Below are 23,763 nucleotides of genomic sequence, written 5' to 3' on the forward strand. Positions count from 1 at the left end.
CCACGCTGAGAACCCGCTGAGAGCGGCGGCGGGATTCCCCGGCCACCCGCCATGATGGCAGCGTGAAGCCTCGGGTGCTGGTGGTCGACGACGAGCCGGGCGTGCGCCGGGCGCTGCAGCGCGGCCTGTCCGCCGAGGGCATGGACGTCGCGGTCGCCGCCGACGGCCCCAGTGCGCTGCGGGCCGCGCTGACCGGGACGTTCGACGTGATCCTGCTCGACATCATGCTGCCGGGCCTGTCCGGCTACCGGGTGCTGGAAGCGCTGCGCGCCAAGGGCGTGCGCAGCCCGGTGCTGCTGGTCTCGGCCAAGGACGGCGAGATCGACCAGGCCGACGGCCTCGACCTCGGCGCCGACGGCTACCTGGTCAAGCCGTTCTCCTTCGTCGTGCTGGTGGCCCAGGTGCGCGCCATGCTGCGCCGCGGCGCCGAGGAGGGCGCGGGCCGGGTGCTGCGCCTCGGCGAGCTGGAGGTCGACCGGGCCACCCGGGCCGTGCGGTTCGCGGGCGAGCCGGTCGCGCTGAGCCCGCGCGAGTTCGCCGTGCTGGACGCGCTGGCGGGCCGGGCGGGCTCGGTGGTCACCAAGGACGACCTGCTGCGCGCGGTCTGGGGCGACGAGCAGGCCGCCACCCGCAACGCCGTCGAGGTCTACGTCGGCTACCTGCGCCGCAAGCTCGACGCCGTCGGCGCGGGCGGCATCGTGCGCACCGTGCGCGGCCACGGCTACCTGGCCTCCACCGGCGAGATCGACGCCGCGCTCGACCCCGCGCGGCCGCGGTGACATGAGCAGGCTCCGGGGGATGTGGCTGCGGCGCTCGACCCGCTTCCGCATCACCAGCGTCGCCACCCTGGCCACCCTCGTGGTGCTGGTCGGTGTGGCCGTGCTGACCAGCAAGCTCGCGGGCTCGGTGCTGGTGCGCGCCGCCGACAAGGAGCTCTCGGCGGTGCTGGGCCAGGCTGTCGCCGCGGTCGCCGCCGGGCAGCGGGCGGGCACCCCGAACCCGCACACCCAGGTGTGGGTCCTGGACACCGCGGGCGTCCCGCTCGACAGCGGCCCCGGCCCCCTGCTGTCCACCGCGGACATCCGCGAGCTGAAAGCCGCCACCCCCCTGCTGCGCAAGCGCGACGTCCCGCCCACCCGCTGGCACGGCACCGTCGCCACCGCCCCGGACGGCAGCCAGCGCCTCGTCGCGGTCGGCACCGGGCTCGTCGGCTTCCACAGCGCCGACGACGAGGCCCTGACCTGGCTGCTGCTGGCCGCCTGCCTGGTCTCGGCCGCGGTCGCGCTGGCCACCTGGCTCACCGTCCGCCAGGCCATGCGCCCGGTCGAGCGCATGCGCACCGCCGCGGGCCGCCTCGCCCCGGGCGTGCGCCTGCCCCTGCCCGACGCCCACGACGAGATCCGCGCGCTCGCGGGCGCGCTCAACGCCCTGCTGGCCCGCCGCGACGAGGCCACCGAGCGGCTGCGCCGCTTCACCGGCGACGCCGCCCACGAGCTGCGCTCCCCGGTCGCCTCCATCCGCGTGCAGGCCGAGGTCGCCGTCGCCCACCCCGACGCCGAGCTGTCCCAGGAAGTCCTCGCCGAGGTCGTCGCCGAGTCCCAGCGCCTGTCCTCGCTGGTGGACGGCCTGCTCGCGCTGGCCCGCTCGGACGCGGGCGAGCTGCCCGCCGCCGAACCGGTCGACCTGCGCGAGGCCGCCGCCGCGGCGGTGCGCCGCTGCCCGGCGGGCGGCCCGACCGTCCAGCTGCACCTGCCGCCCGCCGCGTGCTGGGTGCAGGCGGCGCCGTCCGAAGTAGAACTGGTGCTGGACAACCTGCTGCGCAACGCTTTCCGGCACGCGCGCGCCCACATCACCGTCACCGTCCTGGCGGGCAACCGCTCCGCCCGGCTCGTGGTGGACGACGACGGGCACGGGGTCGCCGCCGAGCACCGCGAGCGCGTGTTCGACCGCTTCTACCGGGTGCAGGACGACAGGGCGCGCAGCAGCGGCGGGTCCGGGCTGGGGCTGGCGCTGGTCGCCGAGGTGGTCCGCAGGCGCGGCGGCGCGGTGCGGGTGGGGGAGTCGCCGGAGGGCGGCGCGCGCTTCCAGGTCACCTGGCGCGCGCACGGCTGAACGGCGTACGGAGCGTGCGCCGAGCGGGTCAACCAGGCGTGTCCCGTCCCCATCCCCGGCGGTCGCGGGCAGGATGCGCGCATGCGGATTCCCCTCCCGCCCCGGGCCGTCGCCGCCGCCCTCACCGATTCCGGAGTGCTGGGCGCCGAGCCCGCCGCCCTGGTGGTGCCCGGCGAGGACGTGTGCGTCGGCGAGCACCGGCTGCGCGTGGTGCACCTCGACGTCGACGGCCTGCGCGCCGTGGCGGCGGGCCGGGTGCCGGTGGCGCTGGACGTCGGGATCGAGGCGGTGGCGGACGGCACTGAGCTGACCGTCGCCGCGCGCGGACCGCACGGCTGGGCGGAGGGGCTGCGCGAGCGGATCGCCCGGCGGGCCGCGGTGCTGGCCGAGGCGCGGGTCGTGGTCGGGGCCGCCGTGCTGCGGCGCGGACGGGTGCTGGCCCAGCAGCGTGCCTACCCGCCGGAGGCGGCCGGGCTCTGGGAGTTCCCCGGCGGCCGGGTGGAGCCCGGCGAGTCCGACGCGGACGCGGTCCGCCGCGAGTGCCGCGAGGAGCTGGGCATCGAGGTCCGCCCGCTGGAGGTCATCGGGCCCGACGTCGCCATCGCCGAGGACCTGGTGCTGCGGCTGTACGCGGCCGAGGCGCCCACCGGGACGCCGCGGGCGCTGGAGCACCAGGCCGTGCGGTGGCTCACCGAGCAGGACATCGACAGCGTCGAGTGGCTGCCTGCCGACCGGGTCCTGCTGCCCGCCCTGCGCGGCAGGCTGGCGGCCCCGGTCGGCTGAGCGGGGGGCGGACCGGTGGACCTCAGCCGACGCCTGCCAGCCGCAGCGCCGAGGACAGCCGGTGCGCGCCGCGCTCGCGGGCCCGCTGGGCGCCGTCGGCCCTGATCCGGTCCAGCTCGCCGGGGTCGGCCAGCAGCTCCTGGACCCGCTCCCGGACCGGCCGCAGCTCCTCGACCAGCGCCTCCGCGACCGCGGACTTCAGCTCACCGTACGAGCCGAACTCGACCTCCTTGGGCGCGACCCCGGCGCACGCGGCGTAGATCTCGATGAGGTTCGCCGCGCCGGGCCGCTCATCGGGCAGGTAGGCCACGCCGGCGGAGTGGTCGGAGGAATCGGTCACCGCGCGGGCCACCTTGCGGCGGATGAGGTCCGGCGGGTCGAGGAGGAACACCGTGCCCGCGGCGTCGCGGGTCGACTTCGACATCTTGCGGTCCGGGGCCGAGAGGTCGCGCACCCGCGCCGCGGTCGGCGGGGTCACCGCCCTCGGCACGGTGAAGACCTCGCCGTAGGTCGAGTTGAACCGCCTGGCCAGCGACCGGGCCAGTTCCACGTGCTGGAGCTGGTCGTCGCCGACCGGGACCTCGGCGGCGCCCTGCAGCAGGATGTCGGCGGCCATCAGCACCGGGTAGGTGAGCAGGCCCAGCCGCGCGGCCGCGTCGCCCTTGGCCTTGAACTGCGTCATCCTGGCCGCCTCGCCGTAGGAGCACACGCACTCCAGCAGCCAGGTCAGCGCGCCCAGCTCCCGCACCAGGTCGGACTGCACGCACAGCCGCTCGGGGGCGATGCCCTCGGCGACCAGCACCGCCAGCAGCTCCCTGGTGAGCGCGCGCAGCCGCGGCGGGCTGTAGGACTGCGTCATCGCGTGCAGGTCGGAGACGAAATACAGGTCCTCGGGGCCGCCGTCGCGGGCCCAGTGGCGCAGCGCGCCGAGGTGGTTGCCCGCGTGGGCGTGGCCGGAGGGGGTGATGGCCGAGAGCCGGGTCATGACTTTCCTTACAGTCTGGTCCCGGACACGCCGCAGGCCGCCCGGAACGGACGGCCTGGTCGAGGACAGGGTGCGGCCGCCGCTAGGCGGCCCACCACAGTCCGGTGCTCATGCGGGCAAGGTAGCAGCGCGCGCTCACGCCGCGCTCTTCATTTCCGCCTTGATCCTGCGCAGTGCCAACACAGGGCACTTCTTGCACGGGGACTTCGAGCGGCAGCACTTCTTCTTGACCTTGCCCTTCCTCATCAGCTTCTTCACGCGGTCGGCGGGCGTCTTGTGCTTCTTGCCCATTCGACTCCGTTCACCGACGAGGAACCCCTGGATGAGGCTAGGCGAACCCGCCCGCACCGCCCTGTGGGTCCGGCCACAACCCCGCGGGAGGTACCCTCATGGTGCGGCAGCAGCGCCTCCGCTGCTTGGGCACGCCCGCCGACCGCCGCCACCCGCCAGCGAGACTCAGGAGCACGCGCGTGCCCACAGCGACCGCAGAGCCCACCCGCCTGCGCAGGCTCGACCTGCGCAACGTCGCGATCGTGGCCCACGTCGACCACGGCAAGACGACCCTGGTCGACGCCATGCTGCGCCAGTCGGGGGCCTTCGCCGCCCGCGCCGAGCTGGTCGACCGGGTCATGGACTCCGGCGAGCTGGAGCGCGAGAAGGGCATCACGATCCTCGCGAAGAACACCGCGGTCCGCAGGCAGACGCCCGAGGGCCCGGTGACCATCAACGTGGTCGACACCCCCGGCCACGCCGACTTCGGCGGCGAGGTCGAGCGCGGCCTGTCCATGGTCGACGGCGTCCTGCTGCTGGTCGACGCCTCCGAGGGGCCGCTGCCGCAGACCCGCTTCGTGCTGCGCAAGGCGCTGGCCGCCAAGCTGCCCGTGGTGCTGGTCGTCAACAAGGTCGACCGCCCCGACGCGCGCATCGCCGAGGTGGTCGAGGAGTCCCACGACCTGCTGCTCGACCTGGCCTCGGAGTTCGACGACCTGGACGAGTCCGTCCTGGACCTGCCGGTCGTCTACGCCTCCGCCCGCGCGGGCCGCGCCAGCCTCACCCAGCCCGAGGACGGCGGCCTGCCCGACAGCGACAACCTCGACCCGCTCTTCGACCTGCTGCTGGGCACCGTCCCGCCGCCGGTCGGCGACGCCGAGGCCCCGCTGCGCGCCCTGGTCACCAACCTCGACGCCTCGGCCTTCCTCGGCCGCATCGCGCTCTGCCGCATCCACGCGGGCAAGCTCCGCAAGGGCCAGACCGTGGCCTGGATGCGCGCCGACGGCTCGATCAGCAACGTGCGCATCACCGAGCTGCTGATCACCGAAGCCTTGGAGCGGGTCCCCGCCGAGGAGGCCGCCGCGGGCGACCTCGTCGCCATCGCGGGCATCCCCGACATCACCATCGGCGACACCCTCGCCGACGTCGACGCCCCCGAGGCGCTGCCCCGGCTCACCGTGGACGAGCCCGCCATCTCCATGACCATCGGCGTCAACACCTCGCCGCTGGCCGGGCGCAACGGCGGCAAGAAGCTCACCGCCCGCCTGCTCAAGAACCGCCTCGACGCCGAGCTGATCGGCAACGTGTCGGTGCGGGTGCTGCCCACCGAGCGCCCCGACGCCTGGGAGGTGCAGGGTCGAGGCGAGCTGGCCTTGGCGATCCTGGTCGAGCAGATGCGCCGCGAGGGCTTCGAGCTGACCGTCGGGCGCCCCACCGTCGTCACCCGGCAGATCGACGGCTCGCTGTGCGAGCCGTTCGAGCGCCTGACCGTCGACGCCCCCGAGGAGCACCTCGGCTCGGTCACCCAGCTGCTGGCGGGCCGCAAGGGCCGCATGGAGCAGATGAGCAGCCACGGCTCCGGCCGGGTCAAGATCGAGTTCGTGGTCCCGTCCCGCGGGCTGATCGGCTTCCGCACCGACTTCCTCACCGAGACCCGCGGCACCGGCATCGCCAACGCCATCTTCGAGGGCTACGCGCCCTGGGCGGGCGAGATCCGCAGCAGGCACAGCGGCTCGCTGGTCGCCGACCGCCAGGGCTCGGTCACCGGCTACGCGATGCTGCAGCTGGCCGACCGCGGCACGTTCTTCGTCGAGCCCGGCGCGGACGTGTACGAGGGCATGGTCGTCGGGGAGAACCCCCGCGCCGAGGACCTCGACGTGAACGTCACCAAGGAGAAGAAGCTCACCAACATGCGCTCCTCCACCGCCGACGTGTTCGAGACGCTCGCGCGCCCGCGCAAGCTCTCGCTGGAGGAGGCGCTGGAGTACTGCGCCAACGACGAGTGCGTCGAGGTCGCACCCGACGTGGTCCGGGTGCGCAAGGTCATCCTGGACGCCACCACGCGGGGCAGGACGCGCTCCCGGGAGAAGGCGCGCGACCAGAAGTAGCGCGACCGGGCTCGCCCGATCGCCGGGTGGGCCCCCCGTGCCTTCTGGCAGCATGTCATCCCGGGGGATTCCAGGGAGGTTCGACGTGCGCCGGGTTGTCGCCCGCCGGGGAGCCGCCCGGCGCAGAGCCGGGGCGGCTGTCAAGGCGGCCGCTGCGGCGGTCGCCGTGGTGGCGGTCGCGGGCTGCACCAACGCGCCGCCGCCGCCGCTGGTCACCACCGAGATCGCCAGGACCGAGACGAGCCGGGTGGTCGACCCCGGCGAGGTCGTCGTCGGGGTGGGCAGTGTGGACGGCGGGCTGAACCCGCACAAGCTGTCCGACCAGTCGACGCTGACCACCTCGCTGGCCCAGGTGCTGCTGCCCTCGGTGTTCCGCACCGGTCCCGACGGGGTGCGCCGCCTCGACCGCACCGTCATGGTCTCCGCCGAGGTCACCACCGCCGAGCCGTACGTGGTGACCTACCGGGTGCGCCAAGAGGCCGCCTGGTCCGACAGCGCGCCCATCGCCGCCGAGGACTTCGTCTACCTGTGGGAGCAGCTGCGCGAGTCCCCCGGCTCGGTCGACGGGGCGGGCTACCGGCTGATCGAGAACATCTCCGCCCGGGAAGGCGGCAAGGTGGTCGAGGTGACCTTCGCCCAGCCCTACCCGGGCTGGCGGTCGCTGTTCTCCGACCTGCTGCCCGCCCACCTGCTCAAGGACAGCCCCGGCGGCTGGGGCGGCGCGCTCGCCGACGGCTACCCGGCCAGCGGGGGGCCGTACTCGCTGCGCCAGCTCGACCGCGACCGGGGAGAGGTCGTCCTGGAGCGCAACGACCGGTACTGGACCGAGCCCGTCGCGCTCGACCGCATCGTGCTGCGGCGCACCGACGCCGCGGGCCTGGTCGGCGCGCTGCGCACCGGGCACACCCAGCTCGGGCTGCTGCCCGTCGACGCCGAGGGCGAGGCCCTGGTCGACGGCCTCGGCGCGGAGGTCGTCACCACCCCCGTACCGGGCTCCACCGTCGCCACCGTGCTGCTGAGGCCCGTCAGCGAGGCCATGCGCCAGTCAGCGGTGCGCCGTGCCGTGGTGGCCGTCCTGGACCGCGCGGAGCTGGTCGAGGTGGGCACCGGCGGCGGCCCGGCCGGGCAGCTGCTCGCCGACGCGCTCATCACCCCGCCCTCGGCCCCCGGCTACCGCGCCACCCGCCCGTCCGACGTGCCGGTGAAGCCGGACCCCGCCCTGGCGCGGCAGCTGCTCACCAGCGCGGGCTACACCGAGGAATCCGGGATGTGGGAGCGCGCGGGCACCCCGCTGAACCTGACGATCGCCGCCGGGCGCGAGGACTACACCGACCTCGCCGCCGAAGTGCAGCGGCAGCTGTCGGTGGCGGGCATCCAGTCCCGCGTGCTCACCCCGGCCGACCCGTACGACCCGGACCAGGAGACCGTCGACCTGCTGGTCGGACCGCTGCCCGCGGGCGGTGACCTGGCGGTCGCGCTGGCGGGCCGCTTCGGCTGCGCGGGCGAGGCGGAGGCGGGCGCCACGCCGACGCCGACGACCTCCTCCACCCCGCCCGGCGACACCCCGGAGCCGGTGGCCGCCAACCCGCTCGGCTACTGCGACAAAGGCGTCGACGAGTCCGTCAAGGCCGCGCTGACCGGCGCGACCCCGGCCGCGGAGGTGCTGGCCTCGGTGGAGCCGCGGCTGTGGCAGGCCGCGCTGGTGTACCCGCTGTACCAGGAGTCGTCCCAGCTGGTCGTGCACCGCTCGGTGACCGGCGTCGCGGCGGGCCCGCCGCTGGCCGGGCCGTTCGCCCTCGCCGACGAGTGGAAGCGGCAGAGCTAGGCCGTGTTTCAGATGTGGGGCACGCGATAGCCGCGCCAGTTCACCCGCACGCGGCACGGGCGGACACGCCCGGATACAACTCCGGTATCCGCGGCGGCCCGCCCGCGCCGCGTGCGGGCGAACTGATCACGACTCTCGCGTGCCCCACACCCGAAACACGGCCTAGCCCGGACCTCAGCCGGGGGACAACTGTCGGTTATCACGCAATCGGGCGAAGACCGCGCGGACGGAATACTGTAAACACTGTGTAGTCACCCGAACGGTGGGGCTCAGCTGCCGCCGACCGGCCGCATGGGGGAATTGGCGCGATCTGGACATGCCGTCGTTGGGACAGCCCCCGGTCGGCGACACAGCCAGTCACTGGCATCCTGCGCTGTGTGCTCGCTGGTAACGGTCGCGTTGCGTGGCCCACGTCGCGTGTCACCCTTTGGTCACGATCGCCGTGGCACAGGTGACCGGGGGACCGTTTCGTTCCTAGCGTGCGCGGTTAGTGCGCCGCCCGACGGTCGTTGGGGGCGTGATGGGTAAGGGACCGTTCGGCCGGACCGGCCGAGTGCGGGGCCCTGTGCTAGGAGGGCACGTGTCAATCAAGAAATCCACACTGTCGGCGTTCGCCGCAGTCGCGGCGACGTCGCTCGTCCTGAGCGCGTGCGGCGGCTCGGACAACGGTGGCGGCACCGACGGTTCCACCGACGGCAGCGGCGACGTCAACTCGATGGCCGTTTCCAAGGGTCAGTCGGGTGACGAGTACACCTCCCCCGAGGTGGCCCAGGGCACCGAGACGATCACCGTCTCCACCGACAACCCGTTCACGGCTTACAACAACGCCACGGCGGACGCGAACAACTCGTACAACTCGTTCGCGCTGACGATGGTGCTGTCCGGCGCCTACAAGCTCGATGGCAATGACAAGGTCCTGCTCAACAAGGACGTCATGGAAGCCGTCGAGCTGACGAGCCAGGACCCGCAGGTCGTCACCTGGAAGATGAAGCCCGGCGTCAAGTGGTCCGACGGCGAGGCCTGGGACTGCGACGACTTCTACCTCGCCTGGCTGGCGCAGACCGGCAAGGTCAAGGGCGACGACGACGCCGACCTGTTCGCCGCGGCGGGCACCACCGGCTACGACCTGATCAACAAGGCCGAGTGCAAGTCCGAGACCGAGTTCGTCACGACCTTCGAGACGGCCTACCCGGACTACAAGAGCCTGTTCGGCATCTCCCTGGACATCCTCCCGGCCCACGTGCTGGAGAAGGGTGCAGGCGTCGCCGACGTCACCACTCTGACCCCGACCTCCGACAAGGCCGAGCTCACCAAGGTCGCGGAGTTCTGGAAGACCAAGTGGAACGGCTTCACCGCCGAGCTGATGCCGTCCTCGGCGCAGTACAAGATCACCGGCTTCGAGCAGAACAGCTCGGTCACCCTTGAGCGCAACGACGCCTTCATCGGCAACAAGGGCGGCCCGGCCAAGGTCATCCTGCGCGGCATCTCCGACCAGGTGGCCCAGGCCCAGGCGCTGGAGAACGGCGAGGTCCAGGTCAACTCGATGGCGCAGCCGGACGCGAACGCGGCCGAGCGCCTGCGCAACCTCTCGGCCCAGGGCGTGACCTTCGGCGCCAACGAGGGTCTGACCTTCGAGCACTTCGACCTCAACATCAAGAACAAGTTCCTGTCGGACCCGGCGGTCCGCAAGGCGTTCATGCAGTGCGTGAACCGCGACGAGCTGGTCGAGAAGCTGGTCCGCCCGGTTCTCGAGGACGCCAAGCCGCTCGGCTCGCTGGTCTTCTTCCAGAGCGAAGAGGGCTACGTCGACAACTACGCGCAGTACACCGGTGACGCGAACGCGGCCAAGGCCACCCTCGAGGGCGCTGGCTGGACCGTTGGCGGCGACGGTGTCGCCACCAAGGGCGGCGACAAGCTGTCGCTGAAGATCTCGCACACCGACATCCCGCGCCGCAAGCAGACCGTCGAGCTGGTCCAGGCGCACTGCAAGGCCGCTGGCTTCGAGATCGTCGACGACACCGACCCGAACTTCCTGGACACTCGCGTGAGCCAGGGCGACTACGACATCGCCCTGTTCGCCTGGTCGTCCGCGCCGTTCAAGTCGGGCCAGAAGTCGATCTACTCCACCGGCGGTGGCCAGAACTGGTCCAACTGGTCGGACTCGACCACTGACGCCGCGTTCGCCGACGCCACGACCAACCTCGACCCGGCCGCCTCCCAGGCCGCCTACGCCAAGGCCGACAAGGCCCTGGCCGACGCGAACTACTCGCTGCCGCTGTTCCAGCTGCCGCGCATGTGGGCGTTCAAGGGTATCGACAAGGTCTACTTCCAGTCGTACTACGGCGCTCTCTGGAACGCCAACGAGTGGGTGAAGACCTCCTAGTCGCCCTGCCGCCCCCCGGCGGCTGACGGTCTACGAGCGAAGGGGCCGGGCCACAACACCCGGCCCCTTCGCTTGGGCACTGGCCTCAACCGGAGCACACTGGTGCGGGCCAAGGACGCGTGCGCACCTACCGGTCGCCCGGGGCCCCACCGAGGAGTTCTCGTGATTCGCTACATCATCCGAAGGCTGCTGATATCCGTCCCGATCCTGATGATCGGCAGCTTCCTTGCCTACGTGATGGTCGCCGCCTCCGGCAATCCCCTGGCCGAGTACCGCGCGCGCCCCAACGTCACCGAGGAGCAGATCCGCTCCCTGGAGATCACCCTTGGCCTCGACAAGCCCATCATCGAGCGCTACTGGAACTGGCTGACGGACTTCCTGTCCGGCGACTGGGGCAAGAGCATCGCGCTCGGGCAGGCCAGCGTCGACGTCTTCGACTCCGTCATGCAGGCGCTCTGGATCACCTTCCGGCTCGTCATCGGCGCTGAGGTCCTGGCGATCCTGCTGGGTGTGTCCGTCGGCCTGCTGGCCGCCGTCAAGCAGTACTCGATCTTCGACTACTTCGCCACGTCCGCGGCGTTCCTGATGTTCTCGATGCCCGTCTTCTGTGTCGCGGTGATCCTGAAGACCTACGGCATCCAGTTCAACAACGTCCTGCAGGACATGGGCTTCGACCGCTGGCTCAGCACGGTCAGCCCGGCGACCAGCGGGTTCGAGGGCAGTTTCGGCGAAGTGATCTTCCAATATACGAGCGTCTACACACTACCGACGCTCACCCTCGCCCTGATCAGCTTCGCGGCCTACAGCCGCTTCCAGCGCGCTTCGATGCTGGAGACGCTGCACTCGGACTACGTGCGCACCGCCAAGGCCAAGGGCCTCTCGCAGCGGCGGGTGATCCTCCGGCACGCGTTCCGCAACGCGATGATCCCGGTGACCACCCTGTTCTCGCTGAACTTCGCCACCGTCTTCACCGGCGCCATCGTGACCGAGACGGTCTTCGGCTGGCGCGGCATGGGCTCGCTGCTGGTCAGCTCGGTGCGCCAGTTCGACCCCAACATGCTGATGGGGTGGCTGATGGTCACCGCGACGCTCGTCATCGTCTTCAACCTGGTCGCCGACATCATGTACGGCGTACTCGACCCGAGGATTCGCCTTGCCTAGTGACCCGTCGATGCTCACCGCGGGCTCCCCGGGCGGGGGTGCCCCGGTCACCAAGGTCAGCGAGTTCGACTCGACCAAGGCGCGCAAGCAGAGCACTCTGATCCGCCAGCGGTTCTTCCGCCACAAGCTGGCCGTGGCCAGCCTCGTCGTCTTCCTGCTGATCGTGGCCTTCGGCCTGCTCGGCCCGCTGTTCTGGACCATCTCGGTCGAGGACGCCAGCGGTGGCCGCTACGAGTCGCCCAGCGGCCAGCACCCGCTCGGCACCAACCAGATCGGCAAGGACATGCTCGCGCAGCTCATGCGCGGCACCCGCCTGTCGGTGCAGATCGCGCTGGTCGTCGCCGTCGTCGCGACGACCGTCGGCGTCACCCTCGGCGCGCTCGCCGGCTACCTGCGCGGCTACGTCGACACCGCCATCAGCCGGTTCATCGACCTGCTGCTGATCATCCCGCAGATCGCCGTCGCGGCCATCCTGGTCAACGCGCTCAGCGGCTCGTGGTACGTCGTGGCGCTGGTGCTGGCCTCCTTCGGCTGGATGTCCATCGCGCGCATCAGCCGGGGCGAGACGCTGTCGCTCTCGCAGCGGGAGTTCATCGAGGCGGCCACCGCCTCCGGCGCCAGCACCCGCTGGGTGATCTTCCGGCACCTGGTGCCGAACATGATCGGCAGCATCACGGTGAACGCCACGCTGGCCGTCGCTCTCGCCGTGCTCTCGGAGGCGGCGCTGAGCTTCATCGGCCTCGGCGTGCAGATCCCGGACACCTCGCTCGGCCTGATCATCAACGAGAACTACTCGCAGATCACCGGGCGGCCCTGGCTGTTCTGGGGTCCGTTCGTGATCATCGTGCTGCTCTCGCTCGCGGTGAACTTCATCGGCGACGGGCTGCGCGACGCGTTCGACCCGAGGCAGACGAAGGTGCGTGCCTGATGACCGTACTCAACGAGCGCGTCACCACCGACGCCGTGCTCGCCGTGGACGACCTCTCGGTCACCTTCGGGACCGACGACGGCCTCGTGCGCGCCGTGCGCAACGTCTCCTACTCGCTGCGGCCCCGCGAGGTGCTGGGCATCGTCGGCGAGTCCGGCTCCGGCAAGTCGGTCTCGTCGATGGCGGTGATGGGCCTGCTGCCCAACACCGCCAAGATCACCGGGTCGATCAAGTTCCGCGACCGCGAGCTGGTCGGGCAGTCCTACAAGCAGATGCAGGGCCTGCGCAACAACTCGATCGCCATGATCTTCCAGGACCCGATGACCTCGCTCAACCCGGTTTTCACCATCGGGTGGCAGCTGGCCGAGGCGTACCGGGCCCACCACGACGTGTCCAAGAAGGTCGCGTGGGCCAAGGCCGTCGAGGCGCTGGAGCTGGTCGGCATCCCGGAGCCGGTGCGGCGGGCCAAGCAGTACCCGCACGAGTTCTCCGGCGGCATGCGCCAGCGCGTGGTGATCGCCATGGCGATCATCAACGACCCGGACGTGATCATCGCCGACGAGCCGACCACGGCCCTCGACGTGACCGTCCAAGCGCAGATCCTGGAGACGCTGCTGCGCATCCGCGACGAGACGGACGCGGCCATCGTCATGATCACCCACGACCTCGGCGTCGTGGCGGGCATGGTCGACCGCGTGCAGGTCATGTACGCGGGCACGGTCGTGGAGTCCGGCCCGGTGGACGAGCTCTTCGAGAACCCGAGGATGCCCTACACCGTCGGCCTGCTCGGCTCGCTGCCCAACCCGGCCATGCTGGGCCAGCGGCTGACCCCGATCGTGGGCTCCCCGCCCTCGCTGATCAACCTGCCCACCGGCTGCTCCTTCTCCCCGCGCTGCCCGCTCGTCGTGGACGAGTGCAAGCAGGTCGAGCCCGTGCTGGCCGCCACCGACACGGCGGGCCACTACGGCCGCTGCCACCGGTGGCAGGACGTGGCCTCGATGAAGGAGCCGGAGAAGGTCTTCGAGCACGACGAGATCGGCCTGGTGGAGAACCCGGCCGCGCTGACCGCCATCGACCCGACCCTCGCCGTCGTGGAGGACCTCGGGGTGGACAAGCGCTCGGACGAGGAAGGCCATAGCTCATGACCGAGACCTACGCGAAGGCGGGCCGCGCGGCCACCCCGGACGCGGGCACCGCCCCGCTGCTGGAGGTCACCGACCTGGTGAAGACCTTCCCGATCCGCGGCGGCGGGATCATCCCGCGCACGGTGGCCGAGGTCCAGGCGGTCGCGGGCATCAGCCTCACCCTGAACAAGGGCGAGACGCTGGGCCTGGTCGGCGAGTCCGGCTGCGGCAAGTCCACCACCGGGCGGGCGATCCTGCAGCTGCACAAGCCGACCTCCGGGTCGGTGAAGTTCGAGGGCCGCGAGCTGACCTCGCTCAAGCCTGCGCAGATGCGCCCGCTGCGCAAGGACATGCAGATCGTCTTCCAGGACCCGTACGCCTCGCTGGACCCGCGGTGGCAGGTCAACGACGTGGTGGCCGAGCCGCTGCGCATCCACGGCTACGGCGACGACAAGAAGATCCAGAGCCGGGTGGACGAGCTGCTGGAGCTGGTGGGCCTCAACCCCGAGCACCGCAACCGCTACCCGCACGAGTTCTCCGGCGGCCAGCGCCAGCGCATCGGCATCGCCCGCGCGCTGGCCCTGGACCCGAAGATGATCGTGCTGGACGAGCCGGTCTCGGCGCTGGACGTCTCCGTGCAGGCCGGTGTGGTCAACCTGCTGGAGGAGCTGCAGCAACGGCTCGGGCTGGCGTACCTGTTCGTCGCCCACGACCTGTCGGTCGTGCGGCACATCTCGCACCGGGTCGCGGTGATGTACCTGGGCAAGATCGTCGAGATCGGCGACCGGGAGGTCATCTACGACCGCCCCACCCACCCGTACACGCAGGCGCTGCTGTCCGCGGTGCCGGTGCCCGATCCCAAGCAGGAGCGGCAGCGGCAGCGCATCGTGCTGACCGGCGACGTGCCCAGCCCGGCCAACCCCCCGTCGGGGTGCCGGTTCCGGACGCGCTGCTGGAAGGCGCAGGACATCTGCGCGACCGAGGAGCCGCCGCTGGTGGCCCACGGCGCGACCCTCTCGGCGTGCCACTTCGCCGAGGAACGGCAGGTCCTGCCGTAGTAGGGTGACCCCGGGAAAGATCCACTTCCCGGTATGACCGCCGATGCCGGTGCGCGAACTCGAGGGTTCGTGCACCGGCATCGCCTTACTCTGCTTAGGCTGACCCCGATGCTGACAGCCCCACCACGCCTGCTGCTCGTGCACGCGCACCCCGACGACGAGAGCCTGTGGACCGGCGGGACCATCGCCCGCTACGCCGCCGCGGGCGTGCAGGTGACCCTCGTGACGTGCACGCTCGGCGAGGAGGGCGAGATCATCCCGGAGTCGCTGGCCCAGCTCGCCGCGCACGCCGCCGACCAGCTCGGCGGCTACCGGGTGGGCGAGCTGCGCGCCGCGTGCGCCGCGCTCGGCGTCTCCGACCACCGCTACCTCGGCGGCATGGGCCGCTGGCGCGACTCGGGCATGGTCGGCACCGAGGCCAACGCGCACCCGCGCGCCTTCGCCGCGGGCGACCTCGCCGAGCAGGCCGCCGCCCTCGCGGCGATCCTCGCCGACGTCCGGCCCCAGGTGGTCATCACCTACGGCCCCGACGGCGGCTACGGCCACCCCGACCACGTCCGCGCCCACGACGTCACCGTCGAGGCCCTGGCGAGCTGCCCGGACGTGCAGCGGCTCTACCACGCGGTGGTCTCCGAGCAGGCCGTCACCGACGGCCTGGCCGCGCTGGCGGGCGTCGAACAGCCCTACCGGCTGCCGGGGGCGGGCGAGCTGCCCGTGGTCGCCGACTCCGCCATCACCACGTCGGTGGACATCTCCGACCACCTGCCCGCCAAGCTGCGCGCCCTGCGCGCCCACGCCACCCAGGTCGGCGTCTGGCAGGGCGACGGCGGCGCCCTGGCCTACGCGCTGTCCAACGGCATCGCCCAGCCGGTCCTGGACCGGGAGTTCTACGTGCTGGCCTCCGGAACCGGCCCCGTCGAGTCCGACCTGTTCGGCGGTCTCGCCCCGGTCGAACACGCGGGCGCCGACCGGTGACGGCCGAGCGCGGCGCCAGCGTGCCCGACCGGGATGAGCAGCCCGGTTCGCTGACCGGCCTGCTGCTGGTCAGCGCCGCGCTCGCGGTGTTCGAGCTGTTCTACCTGCCGCTGCGCTTCGACGGCACCGCCCTGCCGGACCTCGGCGGCGCGCCGTTCCCCATCTCCGCGCTGGTCGCCGCCGTCAGCATGTGGTGGCTCGTCGGCGCGGCGGCCAGGGTCGAGCCGCGCGCCGCGGTCGCGGGCGCGCCGCTGTGGATGTGGCTGGGCGTCATGCTGCTGTTCGTGCTCGTCGTCCCCGGCGGCGACCGCATCGTCCTGAGCGACTGGCGGATGCTGCTGCTGCTGGGCGCGGGCGCCTTCCCCGCCGCGTTCCGCATCGGCGACGTGCTCGCCAAGGCCGCGATCGCGCGGAACAAGGAGATGGCCGCCAAGGGTGCGCGCGGCACCTGAGGCCCGCGTCATGCCGTATCCGCGCGGGCGCGCGAGGATGGCCGGGTGGCTGAGTACATCTCCGACGCGCACGTGGCGTCCGTCCTGCGTCCCTTCGTGCGGGCCACCTCGCCGATGCTCGACGCGCTGCGCGACTCCAACCCGTTCTTCCTGGTCCGCAAGGTCCTGCCCGAGCGCGCTGTGTCCGCGCAGGCGCCGGAGCCTGCAGCTGGGGCCGAGCAGATCGAGGGCTCCGCAGCCGACCGCGAGGACGACCACCACCTGGAGAAGGTCGACCGGTCGCTGCGCGAGCGGCTGCGCGAGGGCCTGGAGCACGTGCGCGTGCCCGGCACCGAGGCGTGGGCGGAGATGGGCGTCGAGGAGCGGGAGCGGTGGTGGGTCAACCGGGTCGGCCGGTTCACCGTGCTCATCGCGGCCATCCCGGGGGTCGGCGGCGCGCTGGCCGACCGCCTGCCCATCCAGTCCACCCTCGCCACCGCGGGCCAGGGCATCGTGCTCGCGGCCGTTGGCATCGAGAACGGCCTCGACCGCGCCGCGCGCGTCCAGCTCATCGCCCACGTGCTCTTCGACCGCGAGATCGATCGCGCGCTGGCCGAGGGCGGCGCGGAGCAGCGCGCCGACGAGGACGCCGCCACCGCCGAACTGACCCAGGAGCTGGACGAGAGCGCCGAGAAGCACGGCCGCGTCACCGTGAAGGCCGCCGCGCGCACCCTGTGGCGCTTCGGCCGCACGCTGTACGCGCTCGGCGAGGAGATCGACAAGCGCCCGCAGGGCCGCTTCTACCACCAGGCCATCGGGATGCTGCCCCTCGTCGGCGCGCTCGGCGACTACCTCGGCGAGCGCTCGGCGCTGAAGCGGGCGGTGAAGAAGGGCCGCAAGTGGATCAGCCGCGGGCCCAGTACCGGTAGCGGTGCGCCTCGGTGAAGCCCGCGCGCCGGTAGAGCGCCACCGCGCCGGTGTTGGCCGTGGCGACCTGCAGCACCCGGTGCGGCGAGCCCGCCCAGCGGCTCAGGGCGGCCATCAGCGCGGTGGCGTGGCCGCGCCTGCGGTGCCGTGGCAGCACCTCCAGCACGGCGATGTGCAGGAAGTCGCCGACCACGCACCCGCGGGCCACGCCCGCGATCTCCCCGTCCGCGCGCGCCGTGGCGAACCCGACCCGCGGTCCGCCGGTCAGCACGTGCCGCTGGGCGGCGGTCGGCTCCCCGCCGACGGCCACCTCCAGCCAGCCCGCGGGCGGCGCGTCCGACACCTCACCGCCACCAGCACCACCGCCGCTTCCCGGCCCCGCCGGGGCGGTCAGGACGTGGGTCTCGGCGCCCCTGGCGTGGTCGGCGGCGTCCCAGCCGTGGGCCCGCAGCTCCGCTTCGACCGCCGACCCGCTCACGACCTGCAGGTACGGCCGGATGCCGTGGGCGCGGGAGAAGTCCGTCACCGCGTCGAGGGCGGCCCCGACCGGCATCCCCGGGTCGCCGAGCGCGAGGGTGCTGTTAGCCCGACCGGTGTAGCCGCCCGCCGCGCGCATCCGCCATTCGCCGAGGTCCTGTTCGGCCATCGCGGGCCACGCGTCGGCGCACACCGTTTCCAGCGCCCGGGTGGAGTGCATACTGCAGTGTTGCCCGAACCAGTTGCCCGAACCAGCCACGAGCTCTCGCAATGTGAGCAACTCGGCACCTGCTGCATGCCACAGTGGGCGGCAAGAGATACTGACGCCTGTCGCGCAGAAGGACGCCTGCGCGCGTCAAAGATAGAAGGAGCAGGAGACCGCAGTGACGTACGTGATCGCCGAGCCCTGCGTCGATTTGCTCGACAAGGCCTGCATCGAAGAGTGCCCCGTCGACTGCATCTACGAAGGGGACAGGATGCTCTACATCCACCCCGACGAGTGCGTGGACTGCGGCGCCTGCGAGCCCGTCTGCCCGGTCGAGGCCATCTACTACGAAGACGACGTTCCCGACCAGTGGACCAACTACACCAAGGCCAACGTGGACTTCTTCAACGACCTCGGTTCGCCGGGTGGAGCGTCCAAGACGGGCAAGACCAGCCACGACCCCGACTGGATCAAGGCGCTCGACGCCCGTGAGCACGACCACTAGTGCTGCCTGACTTCCCCTGGGACAGCCTGGCCGGCCACGCCGCCCGCGCGCGAGCGCACCCCGACGGCGTGGTCGACCTGTCCGTGGGGACACCGGTCGACCCGGTGCCGCCGGTCATCCGCGCGGCGCTGGCGTCGGTCTCGGAGGTCCCCGGGTACCCCACCACGCACGGCACGCCCGCGCTGCGCGCGGCCGCGGTCGCGGCGATGGCGCGGCGCTTCGGCGTGGTGGGGCTGTCCGAGGGGGCGGTCCTGCCCACCATCGGCTCCAAGGAGCTGGTGGCCTGGTTGCCGACCCTGCTGGGGGTCGGCGGCCGCGCGGTGGTGTTCCCGGAGGTGGCGTACCCGACCTACGAGGTCGGGGCGCTGCTCGCCGGGGCCAGGCCGGTGCGCTCGGACGGGCTCACCGCGCTCGGCCCCGAGGTGCCGGGCCTGATCTGGCTGAACTCGCCCGCCAACCCGACCGGCAGGGTGCTGCCGGTCGAGCACCTGCGCAAGGTCGTCTCGTGGGCCCGCGAGCGCGGGGTCGTCGTCGCCTCCGACGAGTGCTACCTGGCCCTGGGCTGGGACGCCGAGCCGGTGTCGATCCTGCACCCGTCGGTCTGCGACGGGGACTTCACCGGCCTGCTGGCCGTGCACTCGCTGTCGAAGTCCTCCAGCCTCGCCGGCTACCGGGCCGGTTTCCTCACCGGTGACCCGGCTCTGGTCGCGAAGCTGCTGGAGATCCGCAAGCACGCGGGCATGATCGTGCCCTTCCCGGTCCAGGCGGCGATGTCGGCCGCCCTGGCCGACGACGACCACATCGCCGCCCAGAAGGCCCGCTTCGGCCGCCGCCGCGACGCCCTGCGCGCCGCCCTCGTCGAGGCGGGCTTCACCGTCGAGCACTCCGAGGCCGGCCTGTACCTGTGGGCCACCCGCGGCGAGTCGGCGTGGGACACCGTCTCCTGGCTGGCCGACCTGGGCGTCCTCGTCGCCCCCGGGACCTTCTACGGCCCCGCGGGCGACAAGCACGTCCGCGTCGCGCTGACGGCCACCGACGAGCGCGTCACCGCCGCCGTCGTCCGCCTCACGACCGCGTGATGACCGCTCAGGCCTCCGACAGCAGCGCCCCCAGCTCGGCCACCGCGGTGCGCAGGTGGTCGGCGAAGGCGGTCATCTCCGCCGCGACCGAGCGCGGGGTGCTCAGGTAGACGTTGAAGCGCTCCGGCAGCAGCACGTAGGCCACGCCGATGCACTGCGGGCTGGTCGAGCCGAAGCCGAAGTACTGGATCGTGGTCGACGGCGCCGAGGACGTGCTCAGGTAGTCATCGCGCATGACCAGCCAGCCGGGGGAGTCGTAGAGCGCGAGCGGCTCCGTCGTGCCCAGTTCGGCCCCGCGCCTGCGCTGCACCCACTGCAACTCCCACAGGTGCTGCTCGGGCGCGAGCCCGGCCTGGCACTCCTTGGCCCTGGCCACGTGCGCCGACGCGGCGGCGCGCAGGGCGTCGCGGCGGGCCTCCTCAGTGGCCTCGGGGTCCTCGACGGCGGCCAGGAACGCCAGCACCTCGGGGGTGACGACGCGCATCGCCTCGGTGCGGCCGTTCTGGAACTGGCGGGTGGCGATGGACTCGTAGGTGGCGCCGGTCAGGCCCTTGGAACGCTTGTGCGCCAGCTGGTAGGCCATCTGCACGAACGCGTCGGGGGACATCGACAGCGCCTTGATCGCCTCCGCGCCGAAAGCGGGGAAGGACACCGTCATCGTCGCGGTGCCCGCCGCGTACTCGCCGAAGGAGGCGGCCGCGGCGGCGATGTCGGCGCGCAGCGCCTCGTCCACGGTGAACTCGACCGCGGCGACCTGCGGCTCGCCGTCGGCGACGGCGGGCGAACGCGGCGGCGGCGGGCGCAGCAGGGCGTCGGTGAAGGCCAGGATCGTCGTGCCGTCGAGGCCGCAGTGCTCGACGTTGATGCCCGCGCGGCCGTCGGCGAAGACGATCAGCGACACCGCCTTGTCGAACCACCGGTTGCCGCTGTCGCCGTGCAGCAGCTGGTCGCAGGCCTCCTGCAGGTCGGCGGGCGCGAAGTCCTCAAGGCACAGGCACAGCAGCGCGGACTCGATGACCTCCAGCGCCCCGGCGTTGCCCGGCAGCGCCCGCAGCGCCTCCCGGCTCGCCGCCCACTCGGCGCGGGCCTTGGTGGTCAGGTGCCCGACGGGCGAGGCGGGGCGGACCGCGTCGGCCAGGATCGAGCGCAGGCCCGCGGCCAGCGCGTCGGGGGAGTGGGGCAGGCCGTCGGGGGAGAGCACGTCGAGGGAGAACACCGCGCCGCGGAAGAAGACCGCGACGTGCCGCGCGGGCGAGGGCCCGTCCCAGCCGTGACCGTACGGCGCGCGGACGGTGTCCTGCTCGACGCCGGGGATACGTGTGGTGGAGAACAGGAACTTCTGCTGCTCCATCGACTGCGGCTGCCCGCGCAGCACGACCGGCGCCAGCTCCTCGGCGTCGAGCGCCAGCTTGTGCTCCACCGCGGCCGACAGCAGCGCCACCGCCCGCGACACCTGGTCGGACTCGACATCCTCGAACAGGAAGAAGAAGTTGGCGTTGAGCGCGATCCGGTCCCGGCGGCCGAGGTAGCGCGACGGCCAGAACAGGTCGAGGTAGCTGCGCACGCCCTCGGTGGCGTCGTACTGCTCCAGCGCGGCGTGCAGCGTGCGCGCCGGGCTGCCCGGCCGCAGGAACGCCGCGACCGCCTCCTCGGTCTCGGCGAGCTGCTCGGCGCTCAGCAGCGGCGCGCACCACTGCAGGAACCGCGCGCAGGACTCCTCCAGGGTGGGCAGCGGCACCCTGGGCAGGCGGTCCTCGTTGCCGAACGTGCGCGGTGACAGGGTTTCGGTGTCCACGGTCGTCCTTCGGGAAGCGGAGCTGATCTACGCCGAGACTCTGGCGCGGGGACGGGAGATGTGCAATCGGGCGTGCAGCCAGCCCTCGGTCTCCCACCCCGTCGGGTCGACCCCGACCTGGGCGAGGGTGTCCAGGACCTGCTCGCGCTCGGCGTCGGAGGCGAAGCGGCGCTGCGGGAACATGTGGTCCACGACCTCGGTCTCGTAGCCGAGGGCGTCGAGGCGGTCGGCGACCGGGGCGAAGGGGAACATGCGCAGCACGAAGTGCGCCATCCACGGCAGCCGCTCGCCCGCGACCCTTGCCAGGGTGGCCTCGGTGATGTAGCCGACGCAGCCGGTGGAGACCACCAGGCCGACGGAGTCGAACAGCGCCCGCTGCTCGGCCGTCGGCTCGTTCGCCTCCAGGTCGGCGTGCACGGCGGCGTCGAGGAAGCCGACCTCGGTGGCGTAGCGCAGCGCGGGCAGCGAGGCGTCGAGCCCGGCGAAGAAGACGTCGCGGCCGCGCTCGCGCACCAGCTCCCGGTCCGCGCGCACCAGCTCGGCGCGGGGACGGTCGTCGGCCTGGTAGCGCGCGTACAGCTCGTCCATGGTGGCGTCGCAGCGCAGCAGCGCGGCGTTGATGCCGTAAGAGCAGCCGATGTCGAGCACGCGGTCGGCGCCGCAGCGCTCCATCAGGCGCGTGAAGTGCGCCTTGGCCAGCTGCGGGATGTGGTAGTCCAGGCCGCGCAGGGTGCTGAAGTACGTGCGCGGGTCGGGTGCGGTGTAGATGTGGTCGAGGGAGATCTTGCCGCTCTCGTCCAGCTGCATCTGGTCCGGTTGCACGGGCGTCAGTCCAGCAGCTCGTCGCCGCGCACGGACCGCTGTTCGTGCACCGGCAGCACCCGCCCGAACAGCTGCCGCGTCCTGGCCGGGCTGCCGACGACGCCCGGCCGCTCGCTGTAGGCGAAGATCGCCGAGTGGCGCTGCCCGGCGCCGCGCACCTCAGTCACCCGGTGCAGCGAGTAGCGGCCCTTGAACAGCTGCAGGTCGCCCGGCCGCAGCGCCAGGCGCCGCACCGGGCCGGTGTCGCCGTCGAGCACGGCACGCACGTCGGCGAGGTTCTCCGCCTCGGCCGAGCGGATGCCGGGGCAGTACTCGAAGACCCCGCCCTCCTCGGCCTCCTGGGTGAGCATGCTGACGGTGAACTCGTTGGTGTCGAAGTGCCACGGGTGCGACATGCCGGGCCGAACGACGTTGAGGCAGAGCCCGGCGAGCGGGTCGGCGAGGGGGTGCACGGCGGGCAGGCCGAAGCAGTCGGCGACGAAGCGCTGGAACTCGGCGCTGGTGTAGAGCCGGTGGATGATCGCCGTCGGCGGGACCCGGTCCCACGGCACGAACGCGTTGCCGCGCGGGAAGGTGATCTCGCCGGGGTGCCCGGCGGGCAGGTCGGCGTCGAGGGGGATGTTGTAGGCGTTGACGGTCTCGACGTCGTAGTGGGCGTCGGGGGCGATCGCGGCGCCCTCGGCGCGCAGGGTCCCGCGCAGCGCGGGGCGGACGAAGTCGGCCAGCACGCAGCACCCGGTCTCGGCCAGTTCGGCCCGCGCCCGCGCCACCACGGCGGGATCGTCCAGGCGGTAGGTCTGCGTGTCGACAACCTGCTCGATCACTGGTGCGCTCATCGCGTCCCCTCCGAACGGGAGTTGTCTCCCCCAGAAGGGTTAGCACACCGAGGGTGGCCGCGACATTACCCGCCGGTAATATGTGATCCGTCCTACAGGGCGGACGCCGCCTCCGCCACCGCGGCCGCGGCGGGCCGCCAGCGGGCCCGGCGGTCGGCCTTGCGGACCCGCTCCCGCTCGATCAGCCGCCCGGCGACCACGGCGACATCGATCAAGGAGGCGTCGACCAAGGAGACGTCGACCGACGCGGTGTCATCGGTGTCGCCAACGGAGTCCACCAAGGCGCGCACGCGCTCCTCGGCGACCACGGCGTCCTGGTGGTCGCCGAGGACGTCCTGGAACTTCTTGGTCGCCTTGACCAGCTTCTTCGCCTTCTTGCCCGGGATCATCTCGGCGGCGTAGCGCAACCGCTTGCCCTTGATGCGCAGCGCGTGCAGGTCGTCGTCGGGCGGATCGTCGCCGAGCTTGGCCACCGCCTTGGCGAACTTGCGCAACGGCCCGTCCACCACGTCTCCGATGGGGCCTGCGGAGCCGGACGCCCGGCCCGAGTCCGCGGGCTCGGCCTCGCGCGCGGCCTCCTCCAGCGAAGCCAGCAGGCCCCGGTACCGGGCGCTGCGCAGGGCGCGCAGCATGTGCCTGCGCGCGCCGTGCCGCTGCTTCTCCAAGCCCTGGAGCAGCACCTCGACGCTCTCGCGCTCGTCGTCGGCGAAGTCGGCCGACGACGAGCGCAGGTGAGCAAGCAGCACGTCGGCGTCGCGGACGTCGCCGCACACCCCGCCCAGCCACTTCAGCTCGGCCTGCAGGTGCTGGTGGGTGCTGACCGTCTTCAGGATCGCGCGCGAGCGGCGGACGGCGACGCGCACCTGGTGCACGTGCTCGGGGTCGCCGTCGCCGCGGGCGCCGTCCACGTGGTGGACGAGCGCCTCGGCCTGGTCGGCGAGCCGGGCTCGCACGCGCGTGGTGAGGTCGCCCAT

At 72.4% G+C, this 23,763-nt stretch carries 22 protein-coding genes; 15 read left to right on the forward strand and 7 right to left on the reverse strand.

Going from position 1 to position 23,763, the window contains the following annotated elements:
- Nucleotides 1-62 precede the first annotated feature (62 nt).
- The 3 genes from ACFPM7_RS09325 (at nucleotide 63) to ACFPM7_RS09335 (ending at nucleotide 2,895) form a co-directional block, all read left to right on the forward strand.
- On the forward strand, nucleotides 63-779 hold the full coding sequence (locus tag ACFPM7_RS09325; RefSeq protein ID WP_378245983.1) for a response regulator transcription factor: 717 nt from the start codon (nucleotides 63-65) through the stop codon (nucleotides 777-779).
- Nucleotide 780: 1 nt separating this feature from the next.
- The gene (locus ACFPM7_RS09330; RefSeq protein ID WP_378245985.1) at nucleotides 781-2,112 is read left to right on the forward strand and encodes a sensor histidine kinase; all 1,332 of its coding nucleotides are present in this window, start codon (nucleotides 781-783) and stop codon (nucleotides 2,110-2,112) included.
- Between the two features lie 81 nt (nucleotides 2,113-2,193).
- A complete protein-coding gene (locus ACFPM7_RS09335; protein WP_378245987.1) occupies nucleotides 2,194-2,895 on the forward strand; it encodes a (deoxy)nucleoside triphosphate pyrophosphohydrolase in 702 nt (233 codons plus the stop codon).
- Nucleotides 2,896-2,917: 22 nt separating this feature from the next.
- On the opposite strand, the gene trpS is transcribed toward ACFPM7_RS09335, so the two are convergent.
- The gene (gene trpS / locus ACFPM7_RS09340; protein ID WP_378245989.1) at nucleotides 2,918-3,880 is read right to left on the reverse strand and encodes a tryptophan--tRNA ligase; all 963 of its coding nucleotides are present in this window, start codon (nucleotides 3,878-3,880) and stop codon (nucleotides 2,918-2,920) included.
- 135 nt (nucleotides 3,881-4,015) lie between these two features.
- Nucleotides 4,016-4,171, reverse strand: coding sequence for a hypothetical protein (locus ACFPM7_RS09345; RefSeq protein WP_378245991.1), 156 nt, complete (start codon nucleotides 4,169-4,171; stop codon nucleotides 4,016-4,018).
- Nucleotides 4,172-4,350: 179 nt separating this feature from the next.
- On the opposite strand from ACFPM7_RS09345, the gene typA reads away from it, so the two are divergent.
- From typA to ACFPM7_RS09395, 10 genes are all read left to right on the forward strand, one after another.
- Nucleotides 4,351-6,258 carry a translational GTPase TypA gene (typA, locus tag ACFPM7_RS09350; protein WP_378245993.1) on the forward strand — a complete coding sequence of 636 codons (1,908 nt, stop codon included), beginning with the start codon at nucleotides 4,351-4,353 and terminating at the stop codon, nucleotides 6,256-6,258.
- Nucleotides 6,259-6,343: 85 nt separating this feature from the next.
- On the forward strand, nucleotides 6,344-8,083 hold the full coding sequence (locus ACFPM7_RS09355) for an ABC transporter family substrate-binding protein (RefSeq protein WP_378245995.1): 1,740 nt from the start codon (nucleotides 6,344-6,346) through the stop codon (nucleotides 8,081-8,083).
- 580 nt (nucleotides 8,084-8,663) lie between these two features.
- Nucleotides 8,664-10,466: an ABC transporter family substrate-binding protein gene (locus tag ACFPM7_RS09360; RefSeq protein WP_378245997.1), complete on the forward strand. Its 1,803-nt coding sequence runs from the start codon at nucleotides 8,664-8,666 to the stop codon at nucleotides 10,464-10,466.
- A 162-nt stretch (nucleotides 10,467-10,628) separates the two neighbouring features.
- Nucleotides 10,629-11,627 carry an ABC transporter permease gene (locus ACFPM7_RS09365; RefSeq protein WP_378245999.1) on the forward strand — a complete coding sequence of 333 codons (999 nt, stop codon included), beginning with the start codon at nucleotides 10,629-10,631 and terminating at the stop codon, nucleotides 11,625-11,627.
- Nucleotides 11,628-11,637: 10 nt separating this feature from the next.
- Nucleotides 11,638-12,555, forward strand: a complete 918-nt coding sequence (locus ACFPM7_RS09370; protein ID WP_378246343.1) for an ABC transporter permease — start codon at nucleotides 11,638-11,640, stop codon at nucleotides 12,553-12,555.
- Entirely contained in the window at nucleotides 12,555-13,700 is a 1,146-nt protein-coding gene (locus ACFPM7_RS09375) for an ABC transporter ATP-binding protein (RefSeq protein ID WP_378246001.1), read from the forward strand. Before ACFPM7_RS09370 ends, ACFPM7_RS09375 begins: the two co-directional genes overlap by 1 nt.
- A complete protein-coding gene (locus tag ACFPM7_RS09380; protein WP_378246003.1) occupies nucleotides 13,697-14,737 on the forward strand; it encodes an ABC transporter ATP-binding protein in 1,041 nt (346 codons plus the stop codon). Before ACFPM7_RS09375 ends, ACFPM7_RS09380 begins: the two co-directional genes overlap by 4 nt.
- A 108-nt stretch (nucleotides 14,738-14,845) precedes the next feature.
- On the forward strand, nucleotides 14,846-15,712 hold the full coding sequence (gene mshB / locus ACFPM7_RS09385) for an N-acetyl-1-D-myo-inositol-2-amino-2-deoxy-alpha-D-glucopyranoside deacetylase (protein WP_378246005.1): 867 nt from the start codon (nucleotides 14,846-14,848) through the stop codon (nucleotides 15,710-15,712).
- Complete coding sequence (locus ACFPM7_RS09390) at nucleotides 15,709-16,164, forward strand: hypothetical protein (protein WP_378246007.1); 456 nt, start codon at nucleotides 15,709-15,711, stop codon at nucleotides 16,162-16,164. Before mshB ends, ACFPM7_RS09390 begins: the two co-directional genes overlap by 4 nt.
- Before the next feature lie 45 nt (nucleotides 16,165-16,209).
- The gene (locus tag ACFPM7_RS09395; RefSeq protein ID WP_378246009.1) at nucleotides 16,210-17,088 is read left to right on the forward strand and encodes a hypothetical protein; all 879 of its coding nucleotides are present in this window, start codon (nucleotides 16,210-16,212) and stop codon (nucleotides 17,086-17,088) included.
- On the opposite strand, the gene ACFPM7_RS09400 is transcribed toward ACFPM7_RS09395, so the two are convergent.
- The gene (locus ACFPM7_RS09400) at nucleotides 17,048-17,767 is read right to left on the reverse strand and encodes a GNAT family N-acetyltransferase (protein ID WP_378246011.1); all 720 of its coding nucleotides are present in this window, start codon (nucleotides 17,765-17,767) and stop codon (nucleotides 17,048-17,050) included. The genes ACFPM7_RS09395 and ACFPM7_RS09400 overlap by 41 nt on opposite strands.
- A 163-nt stretch (nucleotides 17,768-17,930) precedes the next feature.
- Here ACFPM7_RS09400 and fdxA point away from each other — a divergent pair, with 163 nt between their 5' ends.
- Together fdxA and dapC are read left to right on the forward strand one after the other, a co-directional pair.
- Nucleotides 17,931-18,257 (forward strand): ferredoxin, encoded by a 327-nt coding sequence (gene fdxA, locus ACFPM7_RS09405; RefSeq protein WP_378246013.1) that lies wholly within the window; start codon nucleotides 17,931-17,933, stop codon nucleotides 18,255-18,257.
- A complete protein-coding gene (dapC, locus tag ACFPM7_RS09410; RefSeq protein WP_378246015.1) occupies nucleotides 18,257-19,336 on the forward strand; it encodes a succinyldiaminopimelate transaminase in 1,080 nt (359 codons plus the stop codon). Before fdxA ends, dapC begins: the two co-directional genes overlap by 1 nt.
- Before the next feature lie 7 nt (nucleotides 19,337-19,343).
- On the opposite strand, the gene ACFPM7_RS09415 is transcribed toward dapC, so the two are convergent.
- The 4 genes from ACFPM7_RS09415 to ACFPM7_RS09430 form a co-directional block, all read right to left on the reverse strand.
- Nucleotides 19,344-21,131 carry a choline/carnitine O-acyltransferase gene (locus ACFPM7_RS09415; protein ID WP_378246017.1) on the reverse strand — a complete coding sequence of 596 codons (1,788 nt, stop codon included), beginning with the start codon at nucleotides 21,129-21,131 and terminating at the stop codon, nucleotides 19,344-19,346.
- 27 nt (nucleotides 21,132-21,158) lie between these two features.
- The gene (locus ACFPM7_RS09420; protein ID WP_378246019.1) at nucleotides 21,159-21,953 is read right to left on the reverse strand and encodes a class I SAM-dependent methyltransferase; all 795 of its coding nucleotides are present in this window, start codon (nucleotides 21,951-21,953) and stop codon (nucleotides 21,159-21,161) included.
- A gap of 5 nt (nucleotides 21,954-21,958) precedes the next feature.
- Nucleotides 21,959-22,789, reverse strand: a complete 831-nt coding sequence (locus ACFPM7_RS09425; RefSeq protein WP_378246021.1) for a HalD/BesD family halogenase — start codon at nucleotides 22,787-22,789, stop codon at nucleotides 21,959-21,961.
- Between the two features lie 92 nt (nucleotides 22,790-22,881).
- The gene (locus ACFPM7_RS09430; RefSeq protein WP_378246023.1) at nucleotides 22,882-23,763 is read right to left on the reverse strand and encodes a CHAD domain-containing protein; all 882 of its coding nucleotides are present in this window, start codon (nucleotides 23,761-23,763) and stop codon (nucleotides 22,882-22,884) included.

This window comes from Actinokineospora guangxiensis, from assembly GCF_042657845.1.
Lineage (GTDB): Bacteria > Actinomycetota > Actinomycetes > Mycobacteriales > Pseudonocardiaceae > Actinokineospora > Actinokineospora guangxiensis.